A 24,253-nucleotide genomic window follows, 5' to 3' on the forward strand; every position below is an offset into this window, starting at 1 on the left:
TCCGCATCGGAACCCGCGTGGGCCGCGGTCGCCTCATCGGCGGCCGCGGCCCACGTCGTTTCCGGGGTCGTGCGACGGTGAGGGCGCTTGCGACGGCGTGATCCTGCGACGCAGGGCGTAGGCGAGCGCGTCGCGGGCGAAGCCTGCATGCCAGGCGCCTCCGAGCGCCTCGATATCGCGCACCGCCTCGTCGAGCGCCTCGCAGACGAGACCGGCGGCCCCGACCGTGTCCCAGACGCGCACGACGCACGCGAGCCGTCGCATCGGCACCCCGAGCGCACCGCATCCCCGATCGTGAGCATGCGCGTCTCGCGGGCGCCCAGGCCGGCCGCGCGGGTCGGCGCACGCGCCCCGGGCTCTGAGCTCGATCCCGGCGAAGCAGATCCGCTCCACCCGAGCGGCGAGCTGCCCAGCACTGCCTGCACGCGCGCTCGGTTTCGTGCTGCGGCTCATGCTGCTCCCTTCCGCGGCTGTCGGCGACGAACCGCACTGAGGTTCTCAGTCTGAGCGAGAGACGGGGCCGACGGGCCCCGCACAGGGGAAGTGTGGAAAACCCGCTCGGAACTCGCCGAATCGTGGTGCTGTGAGCGAACATCCGGTGCCGTGCGGGCGCCGAGGAGCGCTGCGCGGTCCGCGGGCACGGCGAGAGCCGATATCCTAGGTGTCATGGCAGCAGAGAAGGCGAAGCGCAACGGTCGCATCCGGCAGATGGTGGAGATCTACAAGACCACCAAGGTTCACGATCGCAACCTCCCGTGGGCGCTGCTGCTGTGCTTCATCGCACCCATCGCGGTCGCCGTGCTGCTCGCGTGGCTGCTGCCCGGCGGCTGGTTCGGCTGGGTCATCTGGCCGGTGACCGGCGTGCTCGTCGGCATCCTGCTCGTCATGATCGTGCTCGGCCGCCGCGCCGAACGCATGGCGTACCAGCAGATCGAGGGGCGACCGGGGGCCGTGGGCGCCGTCGTGCAGAGCGCGCTGCGCCGCTCGTGGCGCGGATCCGAGGTGCCCGTCGCGATGAACCGCAACCAGGATGCGATCTACCGGGTGGTCGGTCGCGGCGGTGTCGTGCTCATCTCCGAGGGATCCCGCCAGCGCACCGAGCGCATGGCCGCCGATGAGGAGCGCAAGATCAAGCGTGCACTGCGCAACGTTGAGGTCGTGCACCTGTACGTGGGGCCCGACGGCGACGGCGTGCCGCTGCCGAAACTCTCCAAGACCCTGGTGCGCCTGAAGCCCAAGCTCAACCGCAACGAGGTGGCCGCGGTCTACAACCGGCTCTCGTCGCTGCAGGCCGCGCCGGTCGGCATCCCCAAGGGCATGGATCCCAACCGGGTCCGTCCGCAGCGCCCGCGTTGAGCCCGATGCCCGCGTCCTCGACCCCGCAGCGCTTCGGCGATCTCGAACCCAGCAAGTGGCCGGGTGAGCGACTCGGCCTCCCCGACGCGGGGCCCCGTTCGGTCGCGCGACTCGGCCGCCGAGCGCTCGCGATCCTCCTCGACTGGGGTCTCGCCGCGCTGCCGGCGTACCTGCTCATCGGCGGCCCCCACCCCGAGTGGTGGAACTACCTGATCTTCGCGGCGATGCAGATCGTGTTCATCCCCACGCTCGGCGGCTCCATCGGCCACCGCCTGCTCGGCATGCGCGTTGTGCCGATCGCGGGCGGCTGGGTCGGCCCCTGGCGTCCGATCGTGCGCACCCTGCTGCTGTGCCTCGTGATCCCCGTGCTCGTGTGGGATTCGGATCAGCGGGGCTTCCACGACAAGATCGCCGGGACGGTGCTGATCCGTGCCTGACCCCGCGTCGAACCGTCCGCGCAGTCGTGTAACACCCGCGAAACACGCGAATCACGGATTTGAAATCAGGCTCGCATAGGCTGGTACCAAGCAATCGGCCCGCGCCGTCGTGAGCGCACGGGTCGATCTGACCTCGAGGAGCAGTATGTTCACCACCCCCCAAGAAGTGATCGACTTCATCACGGAGACCGACGTCAAGTTCGTCGACATCCGCTTCGTCGACCTCCCCGGCGTGCAGCAGCACTTCAACATCCCGGCCTCCACGGTCGATCTCGACTTCTTCGAGGTTGGGCAGATGTTCGACGGCTCCTCGATCCGCGGCTTTGCCGGCATCGCCGAATCCGACATGCAGCTGATCCCCGACGTCAGCACCGCCTACATCGACCAGTTCCGCGCCGAGCGCACCCTCATCCTGATCTGCGACATCTTCAACCCCCGCACGGGTGAGATCTACTCGAAGGATCCCCGTCAGATCGCGAAGAAGGCCGAGCAGTACCTCGCCTCGACCGGCATCGCCGACACCGCGTTCTTCGCGCCCGAGGCCGAGTTCTACATCCTCGACTCGGTGCGCCACGAGACCACGCCCCGCCGCACCTTCTTCGAGATCGACTCCGAGGAGGCCGGCTGGAACTCGGCGCGCGCCGACGAAGGCGGCAACCTGGGCCACCACACCCCCGCCAAGGGCGGCTACTTCCCCGTCTCCCCCGTCGACAAGCAGGCGGATCTGCGCGACGACATCTCGCTGCGACTCATCGAGGCCGGTCTCCACCTCGAGCGCTCGCACCACGAGGTGGGCGCACCCGGCCAGGCCGAGATCAACTACCGCTTCGACACGCTCGTGAAGGCCGCTGACGACGTGCTGAAGTTCAAGTACATCGTCAAGAACACCTCCGAGCTGTGGGGCAAGACCGCGACCTTCATGCCGAAGCCGGTCTTCGGCGACAACGGTTCGGGCATGCACACCCACATGTCGCTCTGGAAGGGCGGGGATCCGCTGTTCTACGACGAGAACGGCTACGCGCAGCTCTCCGACATCGCGCGCTGGTACATCGGCGGCATCCTGCACCACGCGCCGGCGCTCCTCGCCTTCACGAACCCCACGATCAACAGCTACCGCCGCCTGGTGAAGGGCTACGAGGCGCCCGTCAACCTCGCCTACTCGGCAGGCAACCGCTCGGCCGCGGTCCGCATCCCGCTCACCGGCTCGAACCCGAAGGCGAAGCGCATCGAGTTCCGCGCCCCGGACGCCTCGGGCAACCCCTACCTCGCCTTCGCCGCGCAGCTGATGGCCGGGCTCGACGGCATCCGCAATCGCATCGAGCCGATGGAGCCGATCGACAAGGATCTCTACGAGCTTCCCCCGGAGGAGGCGAAGAACATCCCGCAGGTGCCCGGCTCGCTCGACGAGGCGCTCGAGGCGCTCGAGGCGAACCACCAGTTCCTGCTCGAGGGCGGCGTGTTCTCCGAGGAGTTGATCCAGACCTGGATCGAGTACAAGCGCGAGTACGAGATCCTGCCGATGGCGGTGCGCGTGCACCCCTTCGAGTACGAGCTGTACTACGGAGTGTAACGAGTAGGATTCCGGCTCGAAACGCCCCTCACCGCGCTCCGCGGTGAGGGGCGTTTCGCTGCACCGTCGGGCGTCCGCAGCGCGCGTTCTCAGAGGTCTCTGAGTCCATGAGCTCGATGGGAACGAGGGCACGGGGAGGCCGTACCGAGGTCGCCACCGCATGCGGCCCAGCTTGCTGCAGCATTTCTCTGCGATCGGCGGGTGCTGTCGGGACGGACTCGGTACTACGCTGACCTCAAGGCCTTGAGACTCGCAGGGGAACCGCACATGGAAACCGTTCTGTTCATCACCCAGCTTTTGGTCGTACTCGGGTGCATCGTGATGGGCACGCGCTCCAGCGGTGTTGGGCTTGGGCTGTGGGGAGGCACAGGTGTGGCGATTCTCGTTTTCGTCTTCAGGCTCACACCCGGAAACCCGCCGGTGGACGCATTGCTCATCGGGCTCTCAGTCGTACTCGCCTCTTCGATGATGCAGCCGCCGCTGGCATCGATTGGCTCGTTTCCGTGGCAGCAAAACTCATCGCCAAGAACCCCAAGCAGATCACGCTCGTCGCCCCGCTCGTCTCATTCGTATTCTCAGTCGGAGCCGGCACCTCGAACATTCTCTACCCGTTGCTGCCTGTGATCCAGGACCTGTCGTACCGCAATGGCATTCGACCGTCGCGGCCGCTGTCGCTCTCGGTAGTCGCGACTGGCGTGGCACTCGCCTGCAGCCCGGTGTCAGCCGCAATGGCGGCAATGGTCACACTCACCGATGTCGCGCCCTGGAACTTCGAGCTCATCGACATCTTGAAGGTGACCATTCCCGCGGCCGTCGTCGGCATCGTGCTATCGAGCGTCATCGTCAATCGACTCGGCGCAGAGATCGCAGCGGACCCCGAGATCCAGGCGAAGATCAAGTCGGGAGAGATCCCTCCTCCTGGAGACTCTGCGACCGCCGTCCAGGCAAACGTGACCGTCACCAAGTCGGGGCGCAACGCAGCTCTGATCTTCCTCCTCGGTGTTGTCGCCATCGTGGTCTTCGGACTCTGGAAGGGTCTGCGGCCGCTCGACGGAGCCGGTGACCCTGTTTCGATGACGCCGATCATCGAAATCGTGATGTGTGCGGTCGGCACGATCATCTTGCTCGTCTCTCGACCGAAGGTCGCAGAGATACCGACCACCACAGTTTTCAAGGCGGGCATGGTGTCGGCAATCGCGCTCTTCGGTCTCGCCTGGCTCACCGACACGTTCCTTTCCGCGCACACCGACCTCATCGCGGGCGGTGTCGGCGCGCTCGTCGAGGTCGCCCCGTGGATCTTCGCGCTCGGCATCTTCCTCGTCTGCGTGCTCACGACCAGTCAGTCGACCGCGACCCGCACCATCGTGCCAATCGGTCTGGAGGCAGGCGTGCCGCTCGGACTGCTGTCGGGCATGTGGGCTGGAGCGTTCGCAGGTATCTATCTTCTGCCCACGAATGGCTCTCAGATCGCCGCCGCGAACTTCGACACTTCTGGCTCGACGAAGCTCGGCACGAAGCTCTACGACCACTCGTTCTTCTTGCCGACGTTGATTCTCGCGGCGATCACGATCGCGTTCGGCGCATTGTTCGGTGCGCTCTGGGGCGGGTAGCGGCACGCACCCGTCCGATCACGCGCTTTCGCGGAACAGATTCCACGATCGCATACAGGCGCGGGCGATCGTATCGATGTGATCTTGATCCTCGTCGACCCAGTCGACGCCGGGCCGGTGCAACTCCTCGGTCGCAGCTTCACCGAGCAGCAACTCACGAAGAAACTCTGCTTGCACCGCTCCCAGCACGAGTCCGGCTGCTGTGGCTTCCTCCGCCAGGTCTCGAAACTTCTGGCCGTCGGCCAGAATCTCTTGACTGCCGAGGTATGGCTGATTGAGCGCGACATCTTCGGGCTTGCGTACGTGGAAGCCCTCCCGGTGCGCCTCGGCCAGGCGCCTGAGCGCTGCCGGGCGCATGGTTGGCGGATCCGCGTCCCCTCGCGACTCGCCGCGAGCATCACCGCAGTTCGACAGAGCCACCACTCTCGGCAGCCGATCTCCGGGCAGGCGCTCGACGTTCACCGCCCCCTCTCGTGTGGTGGTGGTGTTCATCGTGTCGTGAAACGAGAGTCGGGTGAAGCTGCCTCCATGCGCGAGCCGCGCGCCACGAACCTGTCTACGAGATCTTCGCAGGTGCGCTGATAAACGTCGAGACCTTGCTCAGCGGTGGTGGCGAACGCATCCACCAGCCGGTCGAGTTCCGCGGCGTTCTCGGGAATCTCGAGTATTGGAAAGAAGGAGAAGGTCACCGGCCGGATCGCATCGACGCCGGTGAGGTCAACTCTCTGCCAGGATCCCGCCGCCCGCACGCGCTCAATCGCCTCGGCTAGCTTCGCGCGTACGTCATCTGGCTTCGCGCGATTCAGGTCGCGCACAAGACGCGGATGCGGGTTGATCACAGCAACAATTCGAGGATCGAGCTCGGCCCAGCGCTTCACGATCCCTGCCGTGGCAACGTCTGAAAAATCATTCTGCAAGCGCCGAGTGAGGGAGGGCGAGAGGAACTCCGCGAGTTCTTCAGGAATTGCGGCACCCGAATGCGGGGTGGTCACGAGTACGTCGGCCTGCGAAATAGCCTGCTCGAGCGTACGCTCACCGGCAGTCTTATCCCGCCAATGCGTGATTTCGTCAGCAGAGAACGTGGTGCCTGCGGGAATGAAATCGAGGCCACTCATGGCCTCAGCGTAGTCGCCCGAACAGGGTTTCCAAAGGAATGCTCTACGACCGGTCCTCGGCAACCCGCCAGCACCCGGCGAGGTGATCGTCGACCATGCCGGCGGATTGCATCAGTGCGTACATGGTGGTGGGGCCCACGAAGCGGAAACCCCGCCGGCGCAGCTCCTTGCTCAGCGCCGTCGATTCTGGCGTGATCGCCGGCACCTCCCCCATTGTCGCGGGGCGGCCGCGGGCGTCGCCGGCGGACGGCGCGAACGACCACATCAGCTCGTCGAGCTCGCCGTCGCGCATCTCGCGCACGAGCGCCGCGTTGGCGATGACCGCCGCGATCTTCGCGCGGTTGCGCACGATGCCGGCATCGGCCATCAGACGTTCGACGTCGGCGGCATCGAAACTCGCGACCGCGGCCGGTTCGAAGCCCGCGAAGGCCTCGCGGAACCGGGGGCGCTTGCGCAGGATCGTGATCCACGAGAGGCCCGCCTGGAAGCCTTCCAGGGCCATCTTCTCGAACAGCGCGCGATCTCCTCGCAGGGGAACGCCCCACTCCTCGTCGTGGTAGCGGCGGTACTCGGGGTCGTCACCGACCCAGGCGCAGCGTTCGACACCATCCGGCCCGGTCACGATCGCATTCACCGTGCAAGGCTATCAAGCCGGGCACCCTGACACAGCAGAAGCCCCCGGCCGCTGGGCCGGGGGCTTCTCCCTTTCGTATCGGGCGACGTCGCTGTCGCGTGGATCACCGATCAGGATTCGAGTTCGTCTTCGAACTCAGCACCGTCTTCGGCGAGGAGGGCCTCGAGGAATGACTGTAGGTACTGCATAACGATCAGATTACGCTTCGGTAACACTTTATGGAAGACCTGAGAGTGAACTTCGCGGTGATATTGCGTATCGTGACGGTGAACGACGTCAGGGCAGCGGGAATCGCACGTCCTGCTCCGTGTACCCGAAGAACTCGCGCTCGAAGACGGCACGGGCGCGACGCGAGACTGCGAACCAGCGTTCTTCGAGTTCGAAGGTGCGGCCCCGCGGCAGATCCAGCACGCCGGCGATGCCGTCCAGGTCGGCGCGATCGACGGGCAGCGAATCGGATGAGCGGCCGGTCCAGAGCTTCAGCGCGCTGCGCACCCGGCTCGCGAACCGCCAGGAATCGGCCAGGTGCTCGGCATCGAGCGGATCGAGCAGTTCGAGTTCGCTCGCCGCCGCCAGCGCGCGCAGCGTCGAAACCGTGCGCAGGGCCTCGAACCGCGCCCCCTCGCGCAGCTGCAGCAGTTGCACCAGCCACTCGACGTCGCTGATGCCGCCGGGGCCGAGCTTGAGATGCCGGCGGGGATCCGCTCCCTGCGGCAGCCGTTCCGCCTCGACGCGGGCCTTGATGCGCCGCACCTCGCGCACCTCGGTGTCGCCGAAGGCCGCGGGAAAGCGGATCTCATCGGCCAGCGCGATGAAGTCGGCGCCGAGCGCCGGATCGCCCGCCACCACCCTGGCACGGAGCAGCGCCTGCGCCTCCCACGTGACCGACCATCGCCGGTAGTAGGAGCGGTAGGCGTCGAGGCTGCGGGCGAGCGGCCCGTTCTTGCCCTCCGGTCGCAGATCGAAGTCGAGGTCGACGGGGAAGCGCGGATCCGAGACGAGCCGACGCAGCTCCGAGATCAGCCGCACCCCCTCGCGAGAGGCGCGATCCGGAGCCACGCCCTCCGGAGCGCGGAACACCGCGACGACGTCGATGTCGGAGGCGAAGCCCAGCTCTCCCCCGCCGTACCTGCCCATGCCGATGAGGGCGACTTCGAGCGGGTCGCCCTCCCACTTCGCGGCGGCGTCGAGCCGGATCGCGGTGAGCAGCGCGTCGAGCAGAGCGGTGTGCGCCGCATCGAGCCCTGCGGCGACCTCGGCTTCGCCGATGACGCCCGCCACCCTGCCCATGGCCAGCCGCAGCACCTCGCGCCGGTGCACGGTCCGCAGCGCCGCCGCGGCCGCCTCCGCACCGTCGCGACGCGAGGACAGGGACCGCATCTCCGCGAACAGCTGATCGCGGCTCATCGGCCGCAGCTGATCGTCGCGCTCCAGCCAGGCCACCGACTCCGGCAGCGACTCCAGCAGTTCGGCGGCGAAGCGCGAGCACGACAGCACCCGGGTCAGCCGCTCGGCGGCCTCCGTGCCGTCGCGCAGCAGCCGCAGGTACCAGGGAGTCTCGCTGTTGGCCTCGCTCACGCGACGGAACGCGAGCAGGCCGTAGTCTGGGTCGGTGCCGTCGGCGAGCCACTGCAGCAGCACCGGCATTAGGTTGCGCTGGATCCGCGCCCGCCGCGAGGTGCCGCGGGTGAGCGCGGCGAGGTGCCGCATCGCGCCGTCAGGATCGCGGAACCCGATGCTGACCAGCCGAGCGCGCGCCTCGTCACTGCCGAGCACGAGTTCTTCCTCCGGCAGCGCGGCGACCGCGCTGAGCAGCGGTGCGTAGAAGATCTTCAGGTGCAGCTCGCGTACCTCGCGCTTGGTGCGCTCCCAGCGCTGCAGCAGCTCGGTGCCCGTATCGGCGAGGCCTGAGGCGCGGGCGAGCACGCGCAGCGCCTCATCGTCGGTGGGCATGATCGCGGTGCGGCGCAGCTCGCGCAGCTGCAGGCGGTGCTCGAGCACGCGCAGGAAGCGGTAGTCGGCCGCCAGCCTGTCGCCGTCGCCGCGCGCGACGTAGCCGCCGTCGACCAGGGCCCGCAGTGACGGCAGCGTGCCGCGCAGGTGCAGGCGGTCGTCGTACTGACCGTGCACGAGCTGCAGCAGCTGCACGCTGAACTCGATGTCGCGCAGCCCGCCGGGGCCGAGCTTGAGCTGTACCTCGAGCTCGTCATCGGCGATGTGCTCGGTGACGCGCTGGCGCATGCGCTGCACCGAGCCCACGAAGTCCTCGCGCGACGAGGACGCCCATACGAGGTCGCGCGTACGCTCCACGAACTCCCCGCCGAGGTCGAGATCGCCGGCGAGGGGCCGCGCCTTCAGCAGCGCCTGGAACTCCCAGGCCTTCGCCCAGCGCTCATAGTAGCTGAGCATCGAACCGAGCGTGCGCACGAGCGCGCCGTGGCGTCCCTCGGGGCGGAGGTTGGCGTCGAGCTGCCACAGGGGCGGCTCGAAGGACGGATCGTGGATCCCCCGCATCGTCTCGCTCGCGAGGCGGGTGCCGACGCGGATCAGCGCGTCGCCGTCGAGCACGTCCTCGTCGGCGCTCGCGACGACGAAGACCACGTCGACGTCGGAGACCACGTTGAGCTCCTCGGCGCCGCACTTGCCCATCGCGACGACGGCGAGCTGCGCGGCGGCGACGCGCTCGGGTGGGAGCTGGGGGCCGGATCCGCCGGCTACGAGCGTGGCGCGGGCGACGGCCAGCGACGCCTCGATGGCCGCGCCCGCGAGCGCCGACAGCGAGAGCGCGACCTCTTCGAAGGCATCGCTCGCGTCTCCCGCAGCGCTGCGGCGCAGGTCGAAGAGCATCAGTTCGGAGAGCAGCTCCCGGTAGCGCACGCGCAGCGCGTTCCAGCCGGCCTCCCCGGAGCGCGCCCGGCCGCCGCCGTCATCGGCGACGGCGGCGAGCAGCGCGCTGCGCGCCTCGTCGGCGAGGATCACGCGGCCGCCGGAGTCGAGGATCTCGGCGAGCCGCTCCGGGCGCCGGGCGAAGAAGTCGCCGAGGGCGGGCGAGGCGCCGACGAGCAGGCAGAGCCGGTGCAGCAGCGGGGCGCCGAGTGCGCGCGCGTGCTCGGGGTGGGCGTCAGCGAGGTGCCGGATGCGGATCAGCGCGGCGTCGGGATCGGCCGCGCGTGCGAAGGCCTGGAGCAGTTCGCCGACGGGCACGTCGAGTGCTTCGGCCAGGGCCTGCAGCTCGTCGCGCGACGAGGAGAGCTCCCTGAAACCGGCGCGCGCCACCTCGGCGAGGCGCAGGACCATCGGCTCGGACACGCTGGCGCGCCCCTCAGATCGTGTCGAGCATCGAACCGAGCTCGTAGGGCGTGACCTGGGAGCGGTACTCGCTCACCTCGCGCCGCTTGTCTCGGATGAGGTACGCGAACACCTGCTCCCCGAGCGTCTCGGCGACGAGCTCGGAGCGCTCCATCACCGCGAGGGCGTGGTCGAGGCTCGTAGGAAGGGGGTCGAAGCCCATGGCCCGACGTTCACCGTCGCTGAGCGCCCAGACGTTGTTCTCGGCCTCCGGGGGCAGCTCGTACTCGTCGCGGATCCCCTTGAGGCCCGCGGCGAGCAGCACCGAGAAGCCGAGGTAGGGGTTCACCGCGCTGTCCATGCCGCGATACTCGACGCGCGCGGCGCCGCCCTTGCCCGGCTTGTACATCGGCACGCGCACGAGTGCCGAGCGGTTGTTGTGGCCCCAACTCACGAAGGAGGGGGCCTCGTCACCGCCCCAGAGGCGTTTGTAGGAGTTGATGAACTGGTTGGTGACGGCGGTGATCTCGGGCGCGTGGCGCAGCAGACCGGCGACGAAGCGGCGGCCCGTCTGAGAGAGCTGGTAGAGGGCGCCGGGATCGTAGAAGGCGTTGGCGTCGCCCTCGAAGAGCGAGAGGTGGGTGTGCATCCCGGAGCCGGGGTGCCCGACGAGCGGCTTCGGCATGAAGGTGGCGTGCACGCCCTGCGCGATCGCGACCTCCTTCACGACGGTGCGGAAGGTCATGATGTTGTCGGCCATGGTGAGCGCGTCGGCGTAGCGCAGATCGATCTCGTTCTGGCCGGGGCCCGCCTCGTGGTGGCTGAACTCGACCGAGATGCCGAGCTCTTCGAGCATCGCGACGCTCTCGCGGCGGAAGTCGTGGGCGGTGCCGCCGGGCACGTTGTCGAAGTAGCCCGCGCGGTCGACCGGGATCGGCCCCTCAGGGCCGTACTCCGCCGACTTCAGCAGGTAGAACTCGATCTCGGGGTGGGTGTAGAAGGTGAATCCCTGCTCGGCCGCCTGAGCGAGGGTGCGCTTGAGCACGTTGCGGGGGTCGGCGACCGCGGGCTCGCCGTTGGGGGTGCGGATGTCGCAGAACATGCGTGCGGTCGGCGCCGACATGCTGCGCCACGGCAGCAGCTGGAAGGTGGAGGGATCCGGCACCGCGAGCAGATCGGACTCGTAGGCGCGTGTGAGCCCCTCGATGGCCGAGCCGTCGAAGCCGATGCCCTCGCTGAACGCGCCCTCGACCTCGGCCGGGGCGAGCGCCACCGATTTCAACGTGCCGGAGACGTCGCTGAACCAGAGCCGGACGAATTTGACGCCCCGCTCCTCGATGGTGCGAAGAACAAAATCGCGCTGCTTGCTCACGCCGGCTCCGTTCACTCAGTTGACGGTCATGGCCAGACTAGCGCGCCCCTGTGACATCCGTGTTTCGCGAAGCCGGGGGCGTCCGCTCAGGAGTCCTCCCTGGCGTCTTCCTCGGCCCACTCCCGGGCGCGCTCCTGCAGCTTGGCGGGGCCGTTCTCGGCTTCCTCCCGCGTCTTGAAGGGTCCGATCCGATCGATCCCGAGCGACTGCGGCCCCTCCTCGACCTGGCCGGTGCGCGTGTTGTACCAGTAGCTCGTCTCGGAGTCGTCGACTCCCCAGTCCTGCTTGCTCATCATGACTTCCTCGGTCAGCGCGGATCGCGCGGTATTCGGCGCCCGGCGGCTCCGGGACGTTCCGAACCCGGAAGCACCGGGCTCACTTCATAGACTAGAGGCATGCCCTTCGACGCACACGGTCATCTGATCCCGGGTTCTGCCCCGCAGTCGCTCGCGGTCCCCCCGCACATCGCGCGCCCGCCCTACGTGGGTCTCACCGCGCCGCCCGCATACACGGGCGACAACACCTACACCGAAGCCGAGATCGAGCGCATCCGCGCGGCCGGCCGGATCGCCTCGGGCGCCCTCGACGCGGTGGGCGCGGCGGTGCGCCCCGGCATCACCACCGCCGAGCTCGACCGGATCGCGCACGAGTACGTCGTCTCGCGCGGCGCCTACCCGTCGACGCTCGGCTACCGCGGCTACCCGTCCTCGTCGTGCACCTCCGTCAACGAGGTCATCTGCCACGGCATCCCCGACGACACCGTGCTGCGCGAGGGCGACCTCGTAAACGTCGACGTCACCGCCTATCTCGACGGCTTCCACGGCGACACCAACCGCACCTTCCGCGTCGGCCGAGTCGCCGAAGACGTCGAGCTGCTCATCGAGCGCACGCACGAGGCGATGATGCGCGGCATCAGGGCGGCGAAGCCCGGACGGCAGGTGAACGTGATCGGGCGGGTCATCGAGACCTACGCGAAGCGCTTCGGCTACGGCGTCGTGCGCGACTTCACCGGGCACGGCGTCGGCTCGTCGTTCCACTCCGGGCTCATCATCCCCCACTACGACTCCGCACCCGCCTACGCCGACGTCATCAAGCCGAACATGGTGTTCACCGTCGAGCCGATGCTCACCCTCGGCTCGCACGAGTGGGATCAGTGGGACGACGGCTGGACGGTCACCACGCGCGACAAGAGCATCACCGCGCAATTCGAGCATACGATCGTGGTGCGCGAGGACGGCTTCGAGCTGCTCACCGTCTCGGAGTGAGACGGCGGCGCCACGCGCAGTCGACCGCATGCCGACGCTGCCGAGGTGGCGCGCACGGCGGGCGCCGGAGCTTGTGAAGGGGAACGGGCCGGCTGTACGCCGGGTTCTGTCCCGGCCGACGAAGCGGCCGGTGACGGTCATCTCTCTCGGGGCACTGTTGCCAGTACCCTCTAGCGGCCTACCCGCAGACTCGGCGAGGAGCGTCAACGTCTGCTGTCTGGCCTTGCTGCGAACGAGGTTTGCCTGGCCGCCCGTGTCGCCACGGACGCCGGTGGTCTCTTACACCACCCTTTCACCCGTGCCTCCCGGCTCGCACCGGGAGGTCGGTCTGCTCTCTGTTGCACTTTCTCGCGGGTTGCCCCGGGTGGGTGTTACCCACCGTTCTCCTCTGTGCAGCCCGGACGTTCCTCGGCGCGAGCGCCGAAGCGCCGCGACGCGACCGTCCGCCGGCCCGTTCCGGCGATAAGTCTACTCCCCCTCGACCCGCACGAGGATCGCACCCGTGCCGGGGCAGAAGACCAGCTCGTCGGGTGCGGCTGAGCGGATGTCGCTGAGCTCGGCCGGGGTGAGCGACATGTTGCTCGCCTCTGAAACGGTGCCGCGCAGCCGGGCGGCGCCGATCCCGAGGCGGCCGCGCAACTCCTCGTAGAGATCGAGCAGATCGCGCTGCAACTCGGCCGCGAGCCCGGCCCGTTCGGCGGTGTGCGTCGCGAGGTCGCGGTCGATGCGCTGCTCGGCCTCCGCGATCTTGGCGCGGATTGCGGCGCGTCGCTCGTCCACGCCCGCGAGCACCTGCTCCGCGGCCGAGAACTCGGCCTGAGCGCGCTCCTGCACCTCCATGATTTCGAGTTCGCGATCCTCGAGCTCGCCCTGCCGCCGCGCGAGGGTGTCGAGTTCGTGCTGCAGCGCCTGCGCCTCCTTCGGCGAGGTGCTCACCGCGATCAGCTGCTCGTCGCGCTCGCGGCGCTGCCGCACCAGCTGCACATCGGCCTCGATGCGCGAGATCTCGGCGTTCTGCGCGTCGAGATCGCGCTGCGCCGCCATGAAGCGGTTCCTGGCCTCGCCGGCCTCGCCGCTCTGCCCCTCGAGCTCGGCTCGCTCGGGCAGCGTGCTGCGCTTGCGGCGCAGCCGGGCGATCGTCGTGTCGAGATCTTGCAGGTCGAGCAGCAGCTGCTGCTGGCGAGGGCTGGCTTTCATGGGTCCAGCCTACCGGGGCTGCGCCCGCAGACGTTTCCGCGGATCACACCGATGTCTCGGAGCGAGACCCGCGCTTCGATCCGAAACAACGGCCCGCTCCGAAGCATCAGCACGAACCACAAGACCTGCCGGTCAGTTCGCAGACCCCCCGACGGCGAAGCTCCACGGATCGGTGCGACGACGGCTCACCGTGAACTCGACGCCGGGCAGCCGGGCCGACAGCCGCTCGGCGGCGCCGTCGAGCCAGAGCGACTCGCTGGCCCAGTGGGCGACATCGACGAGAGCCGGACCATAGGCCGCGAGCGACTGCTCCAGCGACTCCTGCGCGGGATGATGGCGCAGATCCGAGGTGAGGTAGACGTCGGCGCCGCGTACGACCGGATGGTCGAGCAGACTGTCGCCCGCGCCGCCGAGCAGCGCGATCCGCCGCACCCTCCGATCGGCATCCCCGGCGACGCGCACCCCGCCGATCGTGGCGGGCAGGATCCCGGCAACCCGCTCGGCGAACTCGCGCAGCGAGACCGCCTCGGCGAGCTCCCCGACGCGTCCCACGCCGAACACCTCGCCGGCGCGCGGGCTCTCCGCCGGCACGATCGCCTCGGCCGAGATCAGCCCCAGCCGCTCGGCGAGCACGGCGGAGACCCCGCCCTCGGGCTGATCCGCGTTCGTGTGGGCGGCGAGCAGGGCGCAGCCGCCGCGGATGAGCCGAGCGAGCAGCGCACCCTTCGACGTGTCCTCGGCGATCGAGTGCACCCCGCGCAGCAGGAGCGGGTGGTGCGTGAGCAGCGCGTCCGCGTCCAGTTCGAGCGCCTCGTCGACCGTCGCCGCGACGGCGTCGACCGCCAGCAGCACCCGCCGCAGCGGCGCGTCGCCCGCGCCCGAGACGAGGCCCACGCGATCCCAGCCCTCAGCCGTGGCGGCCGGCCAGAACTCCTCGGCGATCCGCTGCAGATCACGGAGCGTGCTGAATTCTGATGACACGGGCTACCTCCTGAGCAACTTGCGCGAGATGACATTGCCGAGCAGCTGCACCAGCTGCACGATGGCGATGATGATGAGCACCGCCGCCCACGTCACCCACGGGTTGAACTGCCGGTAGCCGTACTGCAGGGCGAGGTTTCCGAGACCGCCGCCGCCGATCACGCCGGCCATCGCGGTCATGTCGACCACGGCGATGAACGCGAAGGTGTAGCCGAGCACCACGGGGCCGAGGCCCTCGGGAATGAGCACTGTGAGGATCGTGCGCACCGGGCCGGCGCCCATCGCCCGAGACGCCTCGATCACTCCGGGCGGCACGGTGAGCAGGTTCTGCTCGACGAGGCGGGCGATGCCGAAGGTCGCGGCGAAGACGAGCACGAAGATCAGGGCGCGGTCGCCGATACCGGTGCCCACGGCGAGGCGCGCGAGCGGCTGGATCGCCGCGATGAGGATCACGAACGGGATCGGCCGGAAGAAGTTCACGAGGAAGTTCAGGATCCAGTACAGGGCCCGGTTCTGCAGGATGCCGCCCTGCCGGGAGACCGTCAGCAGCACGCCGATCACGAGACCCAGCACGCCGCCGATGCCCATCGCGAACACGACGTAGACGAGCGTCTGGATCGTCGCCTCGAGGAACTTGCCGTTCGCGAGCAGCTCGATGAGCTTGTCCATCAGACCAGCACCTCCAGGTCGGTCTCCTGCGCGAGCGCCGCGATCGCGTGCTCGACGCGCAGCTCGTCGCCGATGAGTTCGAGGGTGAGCTTGCCGAAGCTGCGGCCGCCCACATCGGTGACGCCGCCGTGCACGATGCTGACGCCGATGCCGCGCTCGGCGAGCGTGCGGAACACGACGGGCTGATCCACATCGCCGTCGCGGAAGGTGAGGGTCACGAGTCGGCCGCGATGGCGTTCGCGCAGCTGCTCGAGGTGCTCCGCCTGGGGCTCGGTCGGCAGCGCGCTCGAGACGAAGCGTCTCGTGGTGGCGCTCTGCGGGCTCGAGAAGACGTCGAAGACGCCGCCCTGCTCGACGGCGCGGCCGCCGTCCATCACGGTGACGCGGTCGGCGATCTCGCGCACGACCTCCATCTCGTGGGTGATGAGGACGATCGTGATCCCGAACTCCTGGTTGACGCGCTTCAGCAGCGCGAGCACCTCCTGCGAGGTCTGCGGATCGAGCGCGCTCGTCGCCTCATCGGCGAGCAGCACGCCCGGGTTCGTGGCGAGGGCGCGGGCGATGCCCACGCGCTGCTTCTGTCCGCCCGAGAGCTGATCGGTGTAGGCGTCGGCCTTGTCGGCGAGACCCACGAAGTCGAGCAGTTCGGCCACGCGCCGCTTGCGCTCAGCCGGCGCGACGCCTGCCACCACGAGCGGGTACTCGACGTTCTTCGAGACCCGCTTCGAGTGGAACAGGTTGAACTGCTGGAAGATCATGCCGATGCGGCCGCGCACGGCCCGCAGCTTCGCCTCGGGGAGGCTGGTGATCTCGTCGTCGCCCACGAGGATGCGCCCCGAGCTCGCCTGCTCGAGCCCGTTGACGAGCCGCAGCAGCGTGCTCTTGCCGGCGCCGGAGTAGCCGATGATCGCGTGGATCTCGCCGGAGGCGACGTCGATGGAGACGTCTTCGACGGCGACCACGGGTGCGGCCCCCCTGCCTCGGCCGGGGTAGCGCTTCGAGACGCCGATCATCTGGACACGCGTCATGCGCGGTCTCCCTCCTGCTCGCTGCGGATGCGGATCGGGGCGCTCGGTATCACCGAACGCCCCGATCCTAATCGCTGCTCGCGCTGCGTGCAGCGCGGTTACTTGTTGTCGCGGACCTGAGCCTCGGAGTCGGCGAGGATCTCCTGCAGCTCCGAGACCGGCGTCTGCACGAGGATCGCGCTGTCGCCCGAGTTCTCGAAGACGCCGTCCTGCACGTCCTGGTTGGTCTGGTAGATCTCGACGAGCTTCTTGTAGGTCTCGTTGTCCTTGTCCTCGGCGCGCGCCGCGAAGATGTTGATGAAGTACTTCGCGCCCTCGTCTTCGGGGTCGTCCTGGTAGAGGGCCTCGTCGAACTTCAGGCCGGCGTCGGTGACGAAGTCGTTGTTGACCACTGCGGCGTCGACGTCCGCGAGCGAGGTCGCGGTGAACGACGCGTCCATCTCGGTGACCTGCACCTTCGACGCCGAGGCGTCGATGTCGTCGGGGGTCGAGAAGAGGCTGCCGCCGTCGCTCAGCTCGATGAGCTCGGCCGCCTGCAGCACGTTGAGCGCGCGGGCGCGGTTCGTCGGGTCGGAGGGGATCGCGACGGTGCCGCCCTCGGGGATGTCGGCGAGCTTGTCGTGCTTGGTCGAGAACACGCCGAGCGGGTAGATCGCGGTGGAACCGATCGCCACGAGGTCGTCGTCATTCGCCACGTTGTAGTCGGCGAGGTAGACGATGTGCTGGAACTGGTTGAGGTCGAGCTCGCCCTCGCTCAGCGCCGGGTTCGGCTGGTTGTAGTCGGTGAAGTCGACGAGCTCGACCTCGATGCCCTCCTCGGCGGCGGCCGCGGAGAAGGTCTCCCAGTAGGGGTCGCTCGCGCCGACGACGCCGATGCGGACGGTCTCGGAGGCGCCCTCTGCGCCGTCGGAGCCGTCGGTCGCCGCGGGCGCGGCGCAGCCCGCGAGCGCAGTCGTGGCGGCCAGCGCGAGCGCGGTGACGGAGGCGGCGAGAAGGCCGCGCTTCTTGAAGGTCATGATGCTCCTCATGATCGATGTGCGGGTGGATCGCCGCGCATCGGGCGCGGCGGTACGGGATCAAGCGTGCAGGATCCCGTCCCACCGCGAGAAATCCTGGTGTCACACGGCGTCATCGAAGGTCGTTCATGGGATACTGGCATTGACGAACAAGCGTCTTCGGCGGGCAGGCCGATTCTCTTCATGACAGTGTTGGAAGGAACCCTCCGTTCACATGATTCAGCGTGCTGATGCTCACCTCGAAGCTTGGAAGGCGAAGCAGGAACTCGCAGAGCGGATGATTCCGCTGATCGGCCAGCTCTACCGCGACCACGACGTCGTCATGTCGGTGCACGGTCGCAGCCTGGTGGGCCGCTCCCCCATCGACATCATCCGCGCGCACTACTACGCGCACAAGATCGACGACGTCGAGCTGCCCCTGGCCGAGACCTCCGCCATCGTCGAGGCGCTCGCCAAGATCCAGCCGGGGCCGGTCTCGCTCGACCTCGCCCTGCTTGCGAACGACTTCCGCGCTTCGGGAAGCGACGACGTCGAGACCTACCTGCGCGAGCAGCTCGCGCCGGTGCTCGACGCGAGCTCCGGCCAGGGCACCGACGTGGTGCTCTACGGCTTCGGGCGCATCGGCCGCCTGCTCGCCCGCATCATCATCGATCACTCGGGCAGCGGCAACGGCCTCAACCTGCGCGCGATCGTCGTTCGCCGCGGCTCGGAGAACGACCTCGTCAAGCGCGCCAACCTGCTGCGCCGCGACTCGGTGCATGGCCCCTTCAACGGCACGATCAAGGTGCTCGAGGACGAGAACGCGATCCTCGCGAACGGCGTGCGGATCCAGGTCATCTACTCGAACGACCCGGCCAGCGTCGACTACACCGAGTACGGCATCGAGAACGCGATCCTGGTCGACAACACCGGCCGCTGGCGCGACGCCGACGGTCTCGGCCAGCACCTGCAGAACAAGGGCATCTCCCGCGTACTGCTCACCGCACCCGGCAAGGGCGACATGCTCAACGTGGTCTACGGCGTCAACAACGACAAGATCACCGACGAGCACACGATCCTCAGCGCGGCCTCATGCACGACCAACGCGATCACCCCGGTGCTCAAGGTGCTGAACGACCGCTTCGGCGTGAAGCGCGGCCACGTGGAGACGGTGCACTCGTACACCAACGATCAGAACCTCATCGACAACTTCCACAAGGGCGACCGTCGCGGCCGCTCCGCCGCGCTGAACATGGTGCTCACCGAGACCGGTGCGGCGAAGGCCGTGGCGAAGGCGCTGCCCGAGTTCGAGGGCAAGCTCACCGGCAACGCGATCCGCGTGCCCACCCCGGACGTGTCGATGGCGGTGCTCAACCTGCAGCTCGAGCAGGAGACCACGAGCGACGAGATCAACGCGTTCCTCGAGGAGGTGTCGCTGACGGGTGCGCTGCGCACCCAGATCGACTACGTCGCCTCCCCCGAGATCGTGTCGAACGACTTCGTCGGCTCGAACCGCGCCGGTATCGTCGACGGCCTCGCGACGATCGTCACGGGCGACAGCGCCGTGGTGTACGTCTGGTACGACAACGAGTACGGCTACAGCTGCCAGGTGGTGCGCATCATCGAGCAGCTGGCGGGCAACCACCCCGCGCATCTTCCGGCGCTCAAGGCCTGAGCCCGCGCCGCAGAACCGAGAGAAAGGAACGAAGATGTCACTGAAGTACCTCATCGGTGTCGATGGATCCGAGCAGAGCCGGGTCGCACTCGCCTGGGGCCTCGCCCGCGCCTCCGAGCGCGGAGCCGAGGTCGAGCTGCTGCACGTCGCCGACGACTCCTTCCTCTCGGAGAGCGTCGCCTTCCTCTCGGAGGCGCAGCAGGCGTCCGAGCAGATGCTCCAAGCCGAGACCGAGTACGCTCGCAGCCTCGGCTTCACTGGCAAGATCTCGGGCACCGCGGTCGTGGGCCACCCGATCGCGGAGGTCGAGGAGGCCTCGAAGCGCGCCGACCTGCTCATCCTGGGCGCCCACAACGGGAGCCGCTTCGCGGGGTCTTTCTTCGGCACTCGCGCGGTGAAGGTCGCGGCGACCGCGCACTGCCCGGTCGCCGTGATCCCCGCGGTCGCGGCGGCCGAGCCGAAGGCCGGCGTGGTCGTGGGCGTCGACGGTTCGGAGGCCTCGAGGAAGGCGATCGCGGTCGCCGCCGAGTCGGCCTCCTTCCGGGGTTCGCCCCTGATCGCGGTCTACGCGTGGATGCCGCCGCTCACGCCGGGCCTCGAGTACCTGTGGAGCGAGGAGCTGGTCGAGTCGCAGCGCTCGGCGGCCGAGGAGGCCATCGCGATCGGCGTGGCCGGCCTCGCCGAACGCTACCCCGACCTCGAGATCCGCCGCGAGATCGTGCAGTCGCCCCCTGTGGCGGCGCTCGTGCAGGCGGCTGAGGGTGCGGAACTGCTGGTCGTGGGCAGCCGCGGTCGCGGCGGCATCTCGCGACTGCTGCTCGGCTCGGTGAGCCACGGCGTGCTGCAGGCGCTGCCGTGCCCTGTCGTGGTGACCCGCGGCTGAGCCCGCTCGGCATCATGTCTGCAGCACGGATCGACCGGGTGGTGACCCGCGGCCTCGTCGGCGCGGGTCGCCCCGGCTACCCCGTCGACGGGGTCGAGCTCGAGAACAACACGTGGATCGTCGGCGACGACGAGCAGGCGCTGATCATCGACGCCTCGCACGACGCGGAGGCGATCGCGGCCGCGGTGGGCGAGCGGGACGCCCTGGGGATCCTGCTCACCCACGGCCACGAGGATCACGTGAACGCGGCGCTCGACGCCGCTGACCGGCTCGACACGCACGTGTACCTGCACCCGGCCGACCTCTTCCTCTGGCAGCAGACGCACGGAGATGCGCTGCCCGACTTCGAGCTCGCCGACGGCGCAACCTTCTTCGTCGCCGGCGTCGAGCTCGCGGTCGCGCACACGCCCGGCCACACGCCCGGCTCGGTGTGCTTCATCGCGCCGGCGCTCGGCACGGTGTTCTCCGGCGACACGCTCTTCCGGGGCGGTCCGGGCGCCACCCGCTGGGAGTACTCGAGCTTCGAGCAGATCGTCGAGTCGATCCGCACCCGCCTCTTCACGCTGCCCGGCGCGACCGTCGCCCGGCCGGGTCACGGCGAACTCACCTCGGTGGCCGACGAGATGCCCGATCTCGAGGCGTGGCTCGCCAGGGGTTGGTAGCAGAGGCTGGTAGCAGGGGCTCGTTCCCGTTGCGAGCCGTGGCATCGCGCTGCGGCGAGGGTCTAGACTTGGCCGGTCGCAATGCAGCGCAGTCCTCAGCGAGCGGGCGGATCCGGGCGCACGCCCGCCATCCGAAAGGTCGACCGTGACCGTTGCCCCGCTCTCCCCGCTCCGCCGCGGAATCGCGCTGTTCGCGCTCGCCTTCGGCGGGTTCGGGATCGGCGTGACCGAGTTCGCCACGATGGGTTTGCTGCCCGACATCGCGGACGAGCTGCTGCCCGGCTTCGCCCAGGCTCCGGATCAGGTGATCGCGCAGGCCGGCGCGCTCGTCACGGCCTACGCACTCGGCGTGGTGGTCGGAGCCCCCACGTTCGCGGTGCTCGCCGCTCGCATGTCGCAGACCAGGCTCGCGTTCTGGCTGCTGGGGCTGCTCGTCGCCGGCACGGTGGCGTCGGCCTGCATGCCGACGTTCGGGTCGCTCGCGATCTTCCGCTTCGTCGCCGGTCTGCCGCACGGTGCCTACTTCGGCGTAGCGTCACTGCTCGCTGCGCGCATCATGGGTCCGGGGCGTCAGGGGCGCGGGATCGCGCTCGCACTCTCGGGACTCACGATCGCGAACGTCGTCGGTGTGCCGCTCGCCACGGGAATGGGCCAGGCGCTCGGCTGGCGCTCAGCCTACGTGCTCGTCGCGGTGATCTTCGCGACGACGCTGCTGCTCGCCGCGCTCGCACTCCCCCGGTATCCCGGCAATCCGTCGCGCAGTCCCCTGCGGGAGCTCTCGGCGTTGCGCAATCCCCGGATCTGGGTGATGATCGCCGTCGGCTCGGTGGGGTTCGGCGGATTCTTCGCCGTCTACTCGTACATCGCCGAGGTGACGACCCGTGAGACCGGGCTCTCCCCCTCGACGGTGCCGTGGGTGCTGGCCTGTCTCGGCCTCGGCATGACGATCGGCAACCTCGTCGGGGGCTGGGCCACCGACCGCAATCCGCGTCGCACCGTCAACTGGGGGTTCATCGCGTTCATCGCCGCACTCGTGCTGTACACGCAGTTCGCGTGGCACCCGTTGGGGCTCTTCGCGTGCGTGTTCGTGCTGGGCGGTACCTCGTCGCTGCTGATCCCCTCCATCCAGGCGAGGCTGATTCGCATCTCCGACGAGGCGGCGCTGCTCGGCGCCGCGGTGAACCACGCCGCATTCAACATCGGCAACAGCCTCGGCGCGTGGCTGGGCGGTCTCGTCATCGCGAGCGGCCTGGGGTACCTCGCGCCCGGATGGGTGGGCGCCGCGCTCGCGGTCGCGGGGCTCGGGCTCGTGCTGCTCAGCAACGCTGTCGAGGCGCGCGACAAGGCGCGCGGCCTCGACACCGTCGGCATCCGCGTGGTGGAGTAGCCCCGTTCGCTACTCCACGGGCGCGAGTGTGCGGAAGGCCCGGTCGAGATAGACCATCGGATCGGCCGTATCGCCGAAGACGGCGTCGAGCACCTCCGCCACGACGATCACCGAGGCGCCCACTCCGAGCGAGTGCAGAGTGCGGCAGCGCAACGCGACGCGGGTGCTCGGCAGGTGCGGTTCGCCCGTCGGCAAAGTCTCCCAGCCCTGCTCGGCGGTGAAGCGCTCCGATCCGGACACCGCAAACGTCGCACCGATCGATGCGTGACGCGCGTCGAGCAGGTGCACGAGGTAGGTGTCGGCCGCGAGAATGCCGCCCGCGCTGCCCGTAGCGCGCGTGACCGAGAACGAGAGCGTCGCGGGATCGAGCCCGACCGAGGCGACGCTCGATGCGGTGAGCCCCACCGGGCCCTCCGGCGTCTGCGCCGTGATGAGCGACACCCCCGCCGGATGCTCCCTGAACGCGCGCTTGAGCGCCTCGGCGCCGGTGTTCTCGGTCTGCGGATCTGCGGCCATCCGGTGGCCCTCCCTCATCTCGTGGGCCGCATCGGGGCGGCCGCGTTCGTCGACGCCGTTCTCAACGCGGCGCGATCCGGAATCATTCCTCACAGCACCTGGCAGCGCATCCGCACGAGGCGTAGGCTGGCCGACATGGACGAGCTGCGCGAGGTGCCCCTGACCACGATCGACGGCGATCAGACCTCGCTCGCGGAGTACGCGGATCGCGCCGTGCTCATCGTCAACGTAGCTTCGAAGTGCGGGCTCACACCCCAGTACGCAAAGCTCGAAGAGCTGCAGCGGCGGTACGCGGATCGCGGGCTGACGGTGCTCGGCTTCCCCTGCAACCAGTTCCTGGGTCAAGAGCCCGGTAGCGCCGACGACATCAAGACCTTCTGCTCGACGAGCTACGGCGTCACCTTCCCGCTCATGGAGAAGGTGCGCGTCAACGGGCGCCGCAAGCACCCGCTCTACGCGCTGCTGCGCGAGACGCCCGATGCGGAGGGCAAGCGCGGGCGGATCAGCTGGAACTTCGAGAAGTTCCTGCTCGCGCCCGACGGCTCGGTGAGCCGCTTCCGCCCGACCGTGGAGCCCGACGATCCTACGGTGATCGCCGCCATCGAAGCCGCGCTTCCTGCGTAGGAAGCGGGAGCCTTGCTGCGCAGGACGGCGATGGAGTGAACGGTGCGCCCGGAGGGACTCGAACCCGCCCAGCCGCTCAGGGCAACGCGCCAGCGTTGCGCGGCGATGGCGCGTGGCGAGCCTGCGAGCCACGTTGAGGGTTCATCGATGAGCCCGACGGGCACGTGAGGGAGCGAAGCGAGTGAGTGCGCCCGGAGGGACTCGAACCCCCGACCCTCTCGGTGTAAACGAGATGCTCTAACCAACTGAGCTACAGGCGCGTGACCGCGAGGCGGACCTCCCCAGCATAGGGGACGCCGCCTCGCGGTCGCGAATCACGCAGTCGCGCTCTCGCCGCTCAGGCGAGCTGGGCGAGCGCCTCGCGGTAGGCGCCGAAATCGCGGGCCTCGCCGGGTGCGGTCTCGAACGAGGCCAGCACGCGGCGGTCCTCGCCGATGATGAGGGTCGCGCGGGTCGCGATCCCGGCCTCCTCGACGAACGCACCGTACTGCCGGGCCACCTCGCCGTGCGGCCAGAAGTCGGAGAGGATCGAGAACTCGTAGCCCTCCTGCTGCGCCCAGGCCTGCAGCGCGTAGACGGAGTCGATCGAGATGCCGAGCAGGCGCACCTTGCTGTCGGCGAAGATCGACAGGTTGTCGCGCAGCTCGCACAGCTCACCCGTGCAGATGCCGGAGAACGCGAACGGGAAGAAGACGAGCGCAACGGGCCCCTCCGCGACCAGCTCCGACAGCGTCAGCTCCTCGCCGTGCTGATCCGAGAGCGTGAAATCGGGCGCCTGCGCGCCGACCTCGAGCACCATGGGTGCCTCCTTACCGGCGCCTGAAACGCCATCGATGTACGAACGCCTCCACACTACCGACCCCCGGTCGTCGCAGACGAGATCCGCCGTCTTCCAATCGCCACCGAATATTGTGCGTCTGTGACACCTTCAACAAGGGTTATGCGAGTTTCTTCGTGGAACTTCGATAGTCTGGACCGGACCCGCGGAC

The 24,253-nt window shown here is 68.8% G+C and carries 23 protein-coding genes, 1 tRNA gene, 1 other RNA gene and 1 pseudogene; 10 read left to right on the forward strand and 16 right to left on the reverse strand.

Annotation, left to right across the window (positions count from 1 at the left end):
- Positions 1 to 33 precede the first annotated feature (33 nt).
- A complete protein-coding gene (locus tag H629_RS0103580) occupies positions 34 to 264 on the reverse strand; it encodes a hypothetical protein (RefSeq protein ID WP_024355982.1) in 231 nt (76 codons plus the stop codon).
- Positions 265 to 666: 402 nt separating this feature from the next.
- On the opposite strand from H629_RS0103580, the gene H629_RS0103585 reads away from it, so the two are divergent.
- The 4 genes and pseudogenes from H629_RS0103585 to H629_RS13930 all read left to right on the forward strand — a co-directional run bounded on the left by H629_RS0103585 (position 667) and on the right by H629_RS13930 (position 4,973).
- Positions 667 to 1,356 (forward strand): DUF4191 domain-containing protein, encoded by a 690-nt coding sequence (locus H629_RS0103585; RefSeq protein ID WP_024355983.1) that lies wholly within the window; start codon positions 667 to 669, stop codon positions 1,354 to 1,356.
- A 5-nt stretch (positions 1,357 to 1,361) separates the two neighbouring features.
- Positions 1,362 to 1,793 carry an RDD family protein gene (locus H629_RS0103590; protein WP_024355984.1) on the forward strand — a complete coding sequence of 144 codons (432 nt, stop codon included), beginning with the start codon at positions 1,362 to 1,364 and terminating at the stop codon, positions 1,791 to 1,793.
- 145 nt (positions 1,794 to 1,938) lie between these two features.
- On the forward strand, positions 1,939 to 3,363 hold the full coding sequence (gene glnA, locus H629_RS0103595; RefSeq protein ID WP_024355985.1) for a type I glutamate--ammonia ligase: 1,425 nt from the start codon (positions 1,939 to 1,941) through the stop codon (positions 3,361 to 3,363).
- A gap of 321 nt (positions 3,364 to 3,684) precedes the next feature.
- A pseudogene (locus H629_RS13930) lies at positions 3,685 to 4,973 on the forward strand (anaerobic C4-dicarboxylate transporter family protein).
- Between the two features lie 18 nt (positions 4,974 to 4,991).
- Here the strand turns inward: H629_RS13930 and H629_RS15620 are convergent.
- The 6 genes from H629_RS15620 to H629_RS0103625 all read right to left on the reverse strand — a co-directional run bounded on the left by H629_RS15620 (position 4,992) and on the right by H629_RS0103625 (position 11,675).
- Complete coding sequence (locus tag H629_RS15620) at positions 4,992 to 5,465, reverse strand: hypothetical protein (protein ID WP_240471015.1); 474 nt, start codon at positions 5,463 to 5,465, stop codon at positions 4,992 to 4,994.
- Complete coding sequence (locus H629_RS15625) at positions 5,462 to 6,088, reverse strand: N-formylglutamate amidohydrolase (protein ID WP_240471017.1); 627 nt, start codon at positions 6,086 to 6,088, stop codon at positions 5,462 to 5,464. The genes H629_RS15620 and H629_RS15625 overlap by 4 nt, the downstream gene beginning before the upstream one ends.
- 43 nt (positions 6,089 to 6,131) lie before the next feature.
- On the reverse strand, positions 6,132 to 6,722 hold the full coding sequence (locus tag H629_RS0103610; RefSeq protein WP_024355986.1) for a DNA-3-methyladenine glycosylase I: 591 nt from the start codon (positions 6,720 to 6,722) through the stop codon (positions 6,132 to 6,134).
- A gap of 276 nt (positions 6,723 to 6,998) precedes the next feature.
- Positions 6,999 to 10,019 carry a bifunctional [glutamine synthetase] adenylyltransferase/[glutamine synthetase]-adenylyl-L-tyrosine phosphorylase gene (locus H629_RS0103615; RefSeq protein WP_029746540.1) on the reverse strand — a complete coding sequence of 1,007 codons (3,021 nt, stop codon included), beginning with the start codon at positions 10,017 to 10,019 and terminating at the stop codon, positions 6,999 to 7,001.
- Positions 10,020 to 10,044: 25 nt separating this feature from the next.
- Complete coding sequence (locus tag H629_RS0103620; RefSeq protein WP_024355988.1) at positions 10,045 to 11,382, reverse strand: glutamine synthetase family protein; 1,338 nt, start codon at positions 11,380 to 11,382, stop codon at positions 10,045 to 10,047.
- An 86-nt stretch (positions 11,383 to 11,468) separates the two neighbouring features.
- On the reverse strand, positions 11,469 to 11,675 hold the full coding sequence (locus tag H629_RS0103625; protein WP_024355989.1) for a hypothetical protein: 207 nt from the start codon (positions 11,673 to 11,675) through the stop codon (positions 11,469 to 11,471).
- 102 nt (positions 11,676 to 11,777) lie between these two features.
- On the opposite strand from H629_RS0103625, the gene map reads away from it, so the two are divergent.
- Positions 11,778 to 12,647: a type I methionyl aminopeptidase gene (gene map / locus H629_RS0103630; protein ID WP_024355990.1), complete on the forward strand. Its 870-nt coding sequence runs from the start codon at positions 11,778 to 11,780 to the stop codon at positions 12,645 to 12,647.
- Positions 12,648 to 12,726: 79 nt separating this feature from the next.
- Here the strand turns inward: map and rnpB are convergent.
- From rnpB to H629_RS0103655, 6 genes are all read right to left on the reverse strand, one after another.
- An RNA gene (gene rnpB / locus H629_RS14435) (RNase P RNA component class A) lies at positions 12,727 to 13,102 on the reverse strand.
- A gap of 13 nt (positions 13,103 to 13,115) precedes the next feature.
- Positions 13,116 to 13,844: a zinc ribbon domain-containing protein gene (locus H629_RS0103635; RefSeq protein ID WP_024355991.1), complete on the reverse strand. Its 729-nt coding sequence runs from the start codon at positions 13,842 to 13,844 to the stop codon at positions 13,116 to 13,118.
- A 132-nt stretch (positions 13,845 to 13,976) separates the two neighbouring features.
- Positions 13,977 to 14,825: a Nif3-like dinuclear metal center hexameric protein gene (locus H629_RS0103640; protein WP_024355992.1), complete on the reverse strand. Its 849-nt coding sequence runs from the start codon at positions 14,823 to 14,825 to the stop codon at positions 13,977 to 13,979.
- Between the two features lie 3 nt (positions 14,826 to 14,828).
- Positions 14,829 to 15,494, reverse strand: coding sequence for a methionine ABC transporter permease (locus H629_RS0103645; protein ID WP_024355993.1), 666 nt, complete (start codon positions 15,492 to 15,494; stop codon positions 14,829 to 14,831).
- Positions 15,494 to 16,522, reverse strand: a complete 1,029-nt coding sequence (locus tag H629_RS0103650) for a methionine ABC transporter ATP-binding protein (RefSeq protein ID WP_024355994.1) — start codon at positions 16,520 to 16,522, stop codon at positions 15,494 to 15,496. The genes H629_RS0103645 and H629_RS0103650 overlap by 1 nt, the downstream gene beginning before the upstream one ends.
- 98 nt (positions 16,523 to 16,620) lie before the next feature.
- Positions 16,621 to 17,538, reverse strand: a complete 918-nt coding sequence (locus tag H629_RS0103655) for a MetQ/NlpA family ABC transporter substrate-binding protein (RefSeq protein WP_024355995.1) — start codon at positions 17,536 to 17,538, stop codon at positions 16,621 to 16,623.
- A gap of 214 nt (positions 17,539 to 17,752) precedes the next feature.
- Between H629_RS0103655 and H629_RS0103660 the strand changes: the two genes are divergently transcribed.
- From H629_RS0103660 to H629_RS0103675, 4 genes are all read left to right on the forward strand, one after another.
- Positions 17,753 to 19,192: a glyceraldehyde-3-phosphate dehydrogenase gene (locus tag H629_RS0103660; protein ID WP_024355996.1), complete on the forward strand. Its 1,440-nt coding sequence runs from the start codon at positions 17,753 to 17,755 to the stop codon at positions 19,190 to 19,192.
- A gap of 34 nt (positions 19,193 to 19,226) precedes the next feature.
- On the forward strand, positions 19,227 to 20,075 hold the full coding sequence (locus H629_RS0103665) for a universal stress protein (protein ID WP_024355997.1): 849 nt from the start codon (positions 19,227 to 19,229) through the stop codon (positions 20,073 to 20,075).
- Between the two features lie 14 nt (positions 20,076 to 20,089).
- Positions 20,090 to 20,737 carry an MBL fold metallo-hydrolase gene (locus tag H629_RS0103670; protein WP_024355998.1) on the forward strand — a complete coding sequence of 216 codons (648 nt, stop codon included), beginning with the start codon at positions 20,090 to 20,092 and terminating at the stop codon, positions 20,735 to 20,737.
- A 145-nt stretch (positions 20,738 to 20,882) separates the two neighbouring features.
- Positions 20,883 to 22,124: an MFS transporter gene (locus tag H629_RS0103675; protein WP_024355999.1), complete on the forward strand. Its 1,242-nt coding sequence runs from the start codon at positions 20,883 to 20,885 to the stop codon at positions 22,122 to 22,124.
- A 9-nt stretch (positions 22,125 to 22,133) separates the two neighbouring features.
- Here H629_RS0103675 and H629_RS0103680 read toward each other — a convergent pair whose 3' ends face one another.
- Complete coding sequence (locus H629_RS0103680) at positions 22,134 to 22,640, reverse strand: flavin reductase family protein (RefSeq protein ID WP_024356000.1); 507 nt, start codon at positions 22,638 to 22,640, stop codon at positions 22,134 to 22,136.
- A 135-nt stretch (positions 22,641 to 22,775) separates the two neighbouring features.
- Here H629_RS0103680 and H629_RS0103685 point away from each other — a divergent pair, with 135 nt between their 5' ends.
- The gene (locus H629_RS0103685) at positions 22,776 to 23,264 is read left to right on the forward strand and encodes a glutathione peroxidase (RefSeq protein ID WP_024356001.1); all 489 of its coding nucleotides are present in this window, start codon (positions 22,776 to 22,778) and stop codon (positions 23,262 to 23,264) included.
- Positions 23,265 to 23,450: 186 nt separating this feature from the next.
- Here the strand turns inward: H629_RS0103685 and H629_RS0103690 are convergent.
- Together H629_RS0103690 and H629_RS0103695 are read right to left on the reverse strand one after the other, a co-directional pair.
- Positions 23,451 to 23,524, reverse strand: a tRNA-Val gene (locus H629_RS0103690).
- A 77-nt stretch (positions 23,525 to 23,601) separates the two neighbouring features.
- Entirely contained in the window at positions 23,602 to 24,063 is a 462-nt protein-coding gene (locus H629_RS0103695; RefSeq protein WP_024356002.1) for a peroxiredoxin, read from the reverse strand.
- Between the last annotated feature and the right edge of the window lie 190 nt (positions 24,064 to 24,253).

The organism is Leucobacter chironomi DSM 19883 (genome assembly GCF_000421845.1).
GTDB lineage: Bacteria > Actinomycetota > Actinomycetes > Actinomycetales > Microbacteriaceae > Leucobacter > Leucobacter chironomi.

What these genes read in the sequence shown, in the direction of transcription:
- H629_RS0103580 (WP_024355982.1), bottom strand. Translation starts at nt 264, where the DNA reads ATGCGACGGCTCGCGTGCGTCGTGCGCGTCTGGGACACGGTCGGGGCC.
- H629_RS0103585 (WP_024355983.1), top strand. Translation starts at nt 667, where the DNA reads ATGGCAGCAGAGAAGGCGAAGCGCAACGGTCGCATCCGGCAGATGGTG.
- H629_RS0103590 (WP_024355984.1), top strand. Translation starts at nt 1,362, where the DNA reads ATGCCCGCGTCCTCGACCCCGCAGCGCTTCGGCGATCTCGAACCCAGC.
- glnA (WP_024355985.1), top strand. Translation starts at nt 1,939, where the DNA reads ATGTTCACCACCCCCCAAGAAGTGATCGACTTCATCACGGAGACCGAC.
- H629_RS15620 (WP_240471015.1), bottom strand. Translation starts at nt 5,465, where the DNA reads ATGAACACCACCACCACACGAGAGGGGGCGGTGAACGTCGAGCGCCTG.
- H629_RS15625 (WP_240471017.1), bottom strand. Translation starts at nt 6,088, where the DNA reads ATGAGTGGCCTCGATTTCATTCCCGCAGGCACCACGTTCTCTGCTGAC.
- H629_RS0103615 (WP_029746540.1), bottom strand. Translation starts at nt 10,019, where the DNA reads ATGGTCCTGCGCCTCGCCGAGGTGGCGCGCGCCGGTTTCAGGGAGCTC.
- H629_RS0103625 (WP_024355989.1), bottom strand. Translation starts at nt 11,675, where the DNA reads ATGAGCAAGCAGGACTGGGGAGTCGACGACTCCGAGACGAGCTACTGG.
- map (WP_024355990.1), top strand. Translation starts at nt 11,778, where the DNA reads ATGCCCTTCGACGCACACGGTCATCTGATCCCGGGTTCTGCCCCGCAG.
- H629_RS0103635 (WP_024355991.1), bottom strand. Translation starts at nt 13,844, where the DNA reads ATGAAAGCCAGCCCTCGCCAGCAGCAGCTGCTGCTCGACCTGCAAGAT.
- H629_RS0103645 (WP_024355993.1), bottom strand. Translation starts at nt 15,494, where the DNA reads ATGGACAAGCTCATCGAGCTGCTCGCGAACGGCAAGTTCCTCGAGGCG.
- H629_RS0103650 (WP_024355994.1), bottom strand. Translation starts at nt 16,522, where the DNA reads ATGACGCGTGTCCAGATGATCGGCGTCTCGAAGCGCTACCCCGGCCGA.
- H629_RS0103655 (WP_024355995.1), bottom strand. Translation starts at nt 17,538, where the DNA reads ATGACCTTCAAGAAGCGCGGCCTTCTCGCCGCCTCCGTCACCGCGCTC.
- H629_RS0103660 (WP_024355996.1), top strand. Translation starts at nt 17,753, where the DNA reads ATGATTCAGCGTGCTGATGCTCACCTCGAAGCTTGGAAGGCGAAGCAG.
- H629_RS0103665 (WP_024355997.1), top strand. Translation starts at nt 19,227, where the DNA reads ATGTCACTGAAGTACCTCATCGGTGTCGATGGATCCGAGCAGAGCCGG.
- H629_RS0103670 (WP_024355998.1), top strand. Translation starts at nt 20,090, where the DNA reads ATGTCTGCAGCACGGATCGACCGGGTGGTGACCCGCGGCCTCGTCGGC.
- H629_RS0103680 (WP_024356000.1), bottom strand. Translation starts at nt 22,640, where the DNA reads ATGGCCGCAGATCCGCAGACCGAGAACACCGGCGCCGAGGCGCTCAAG.
- H629_RS0103685 (WP_024356001.1), top strand. Translation starts at nt 22,776, where the DNA reads ATGGACGAGCTGCGCGAGGTGCCCCTGACCACGATCGACGGCGATCAG.
- H629_RS0103695 (WP_024356002.1), bottom strand. Translation starts at nt 24,063, where the DNA reads ATGGTGCTCGAGGTCGGCGCGCAGGCGCCCGATTTCACGCTCTCGGAT.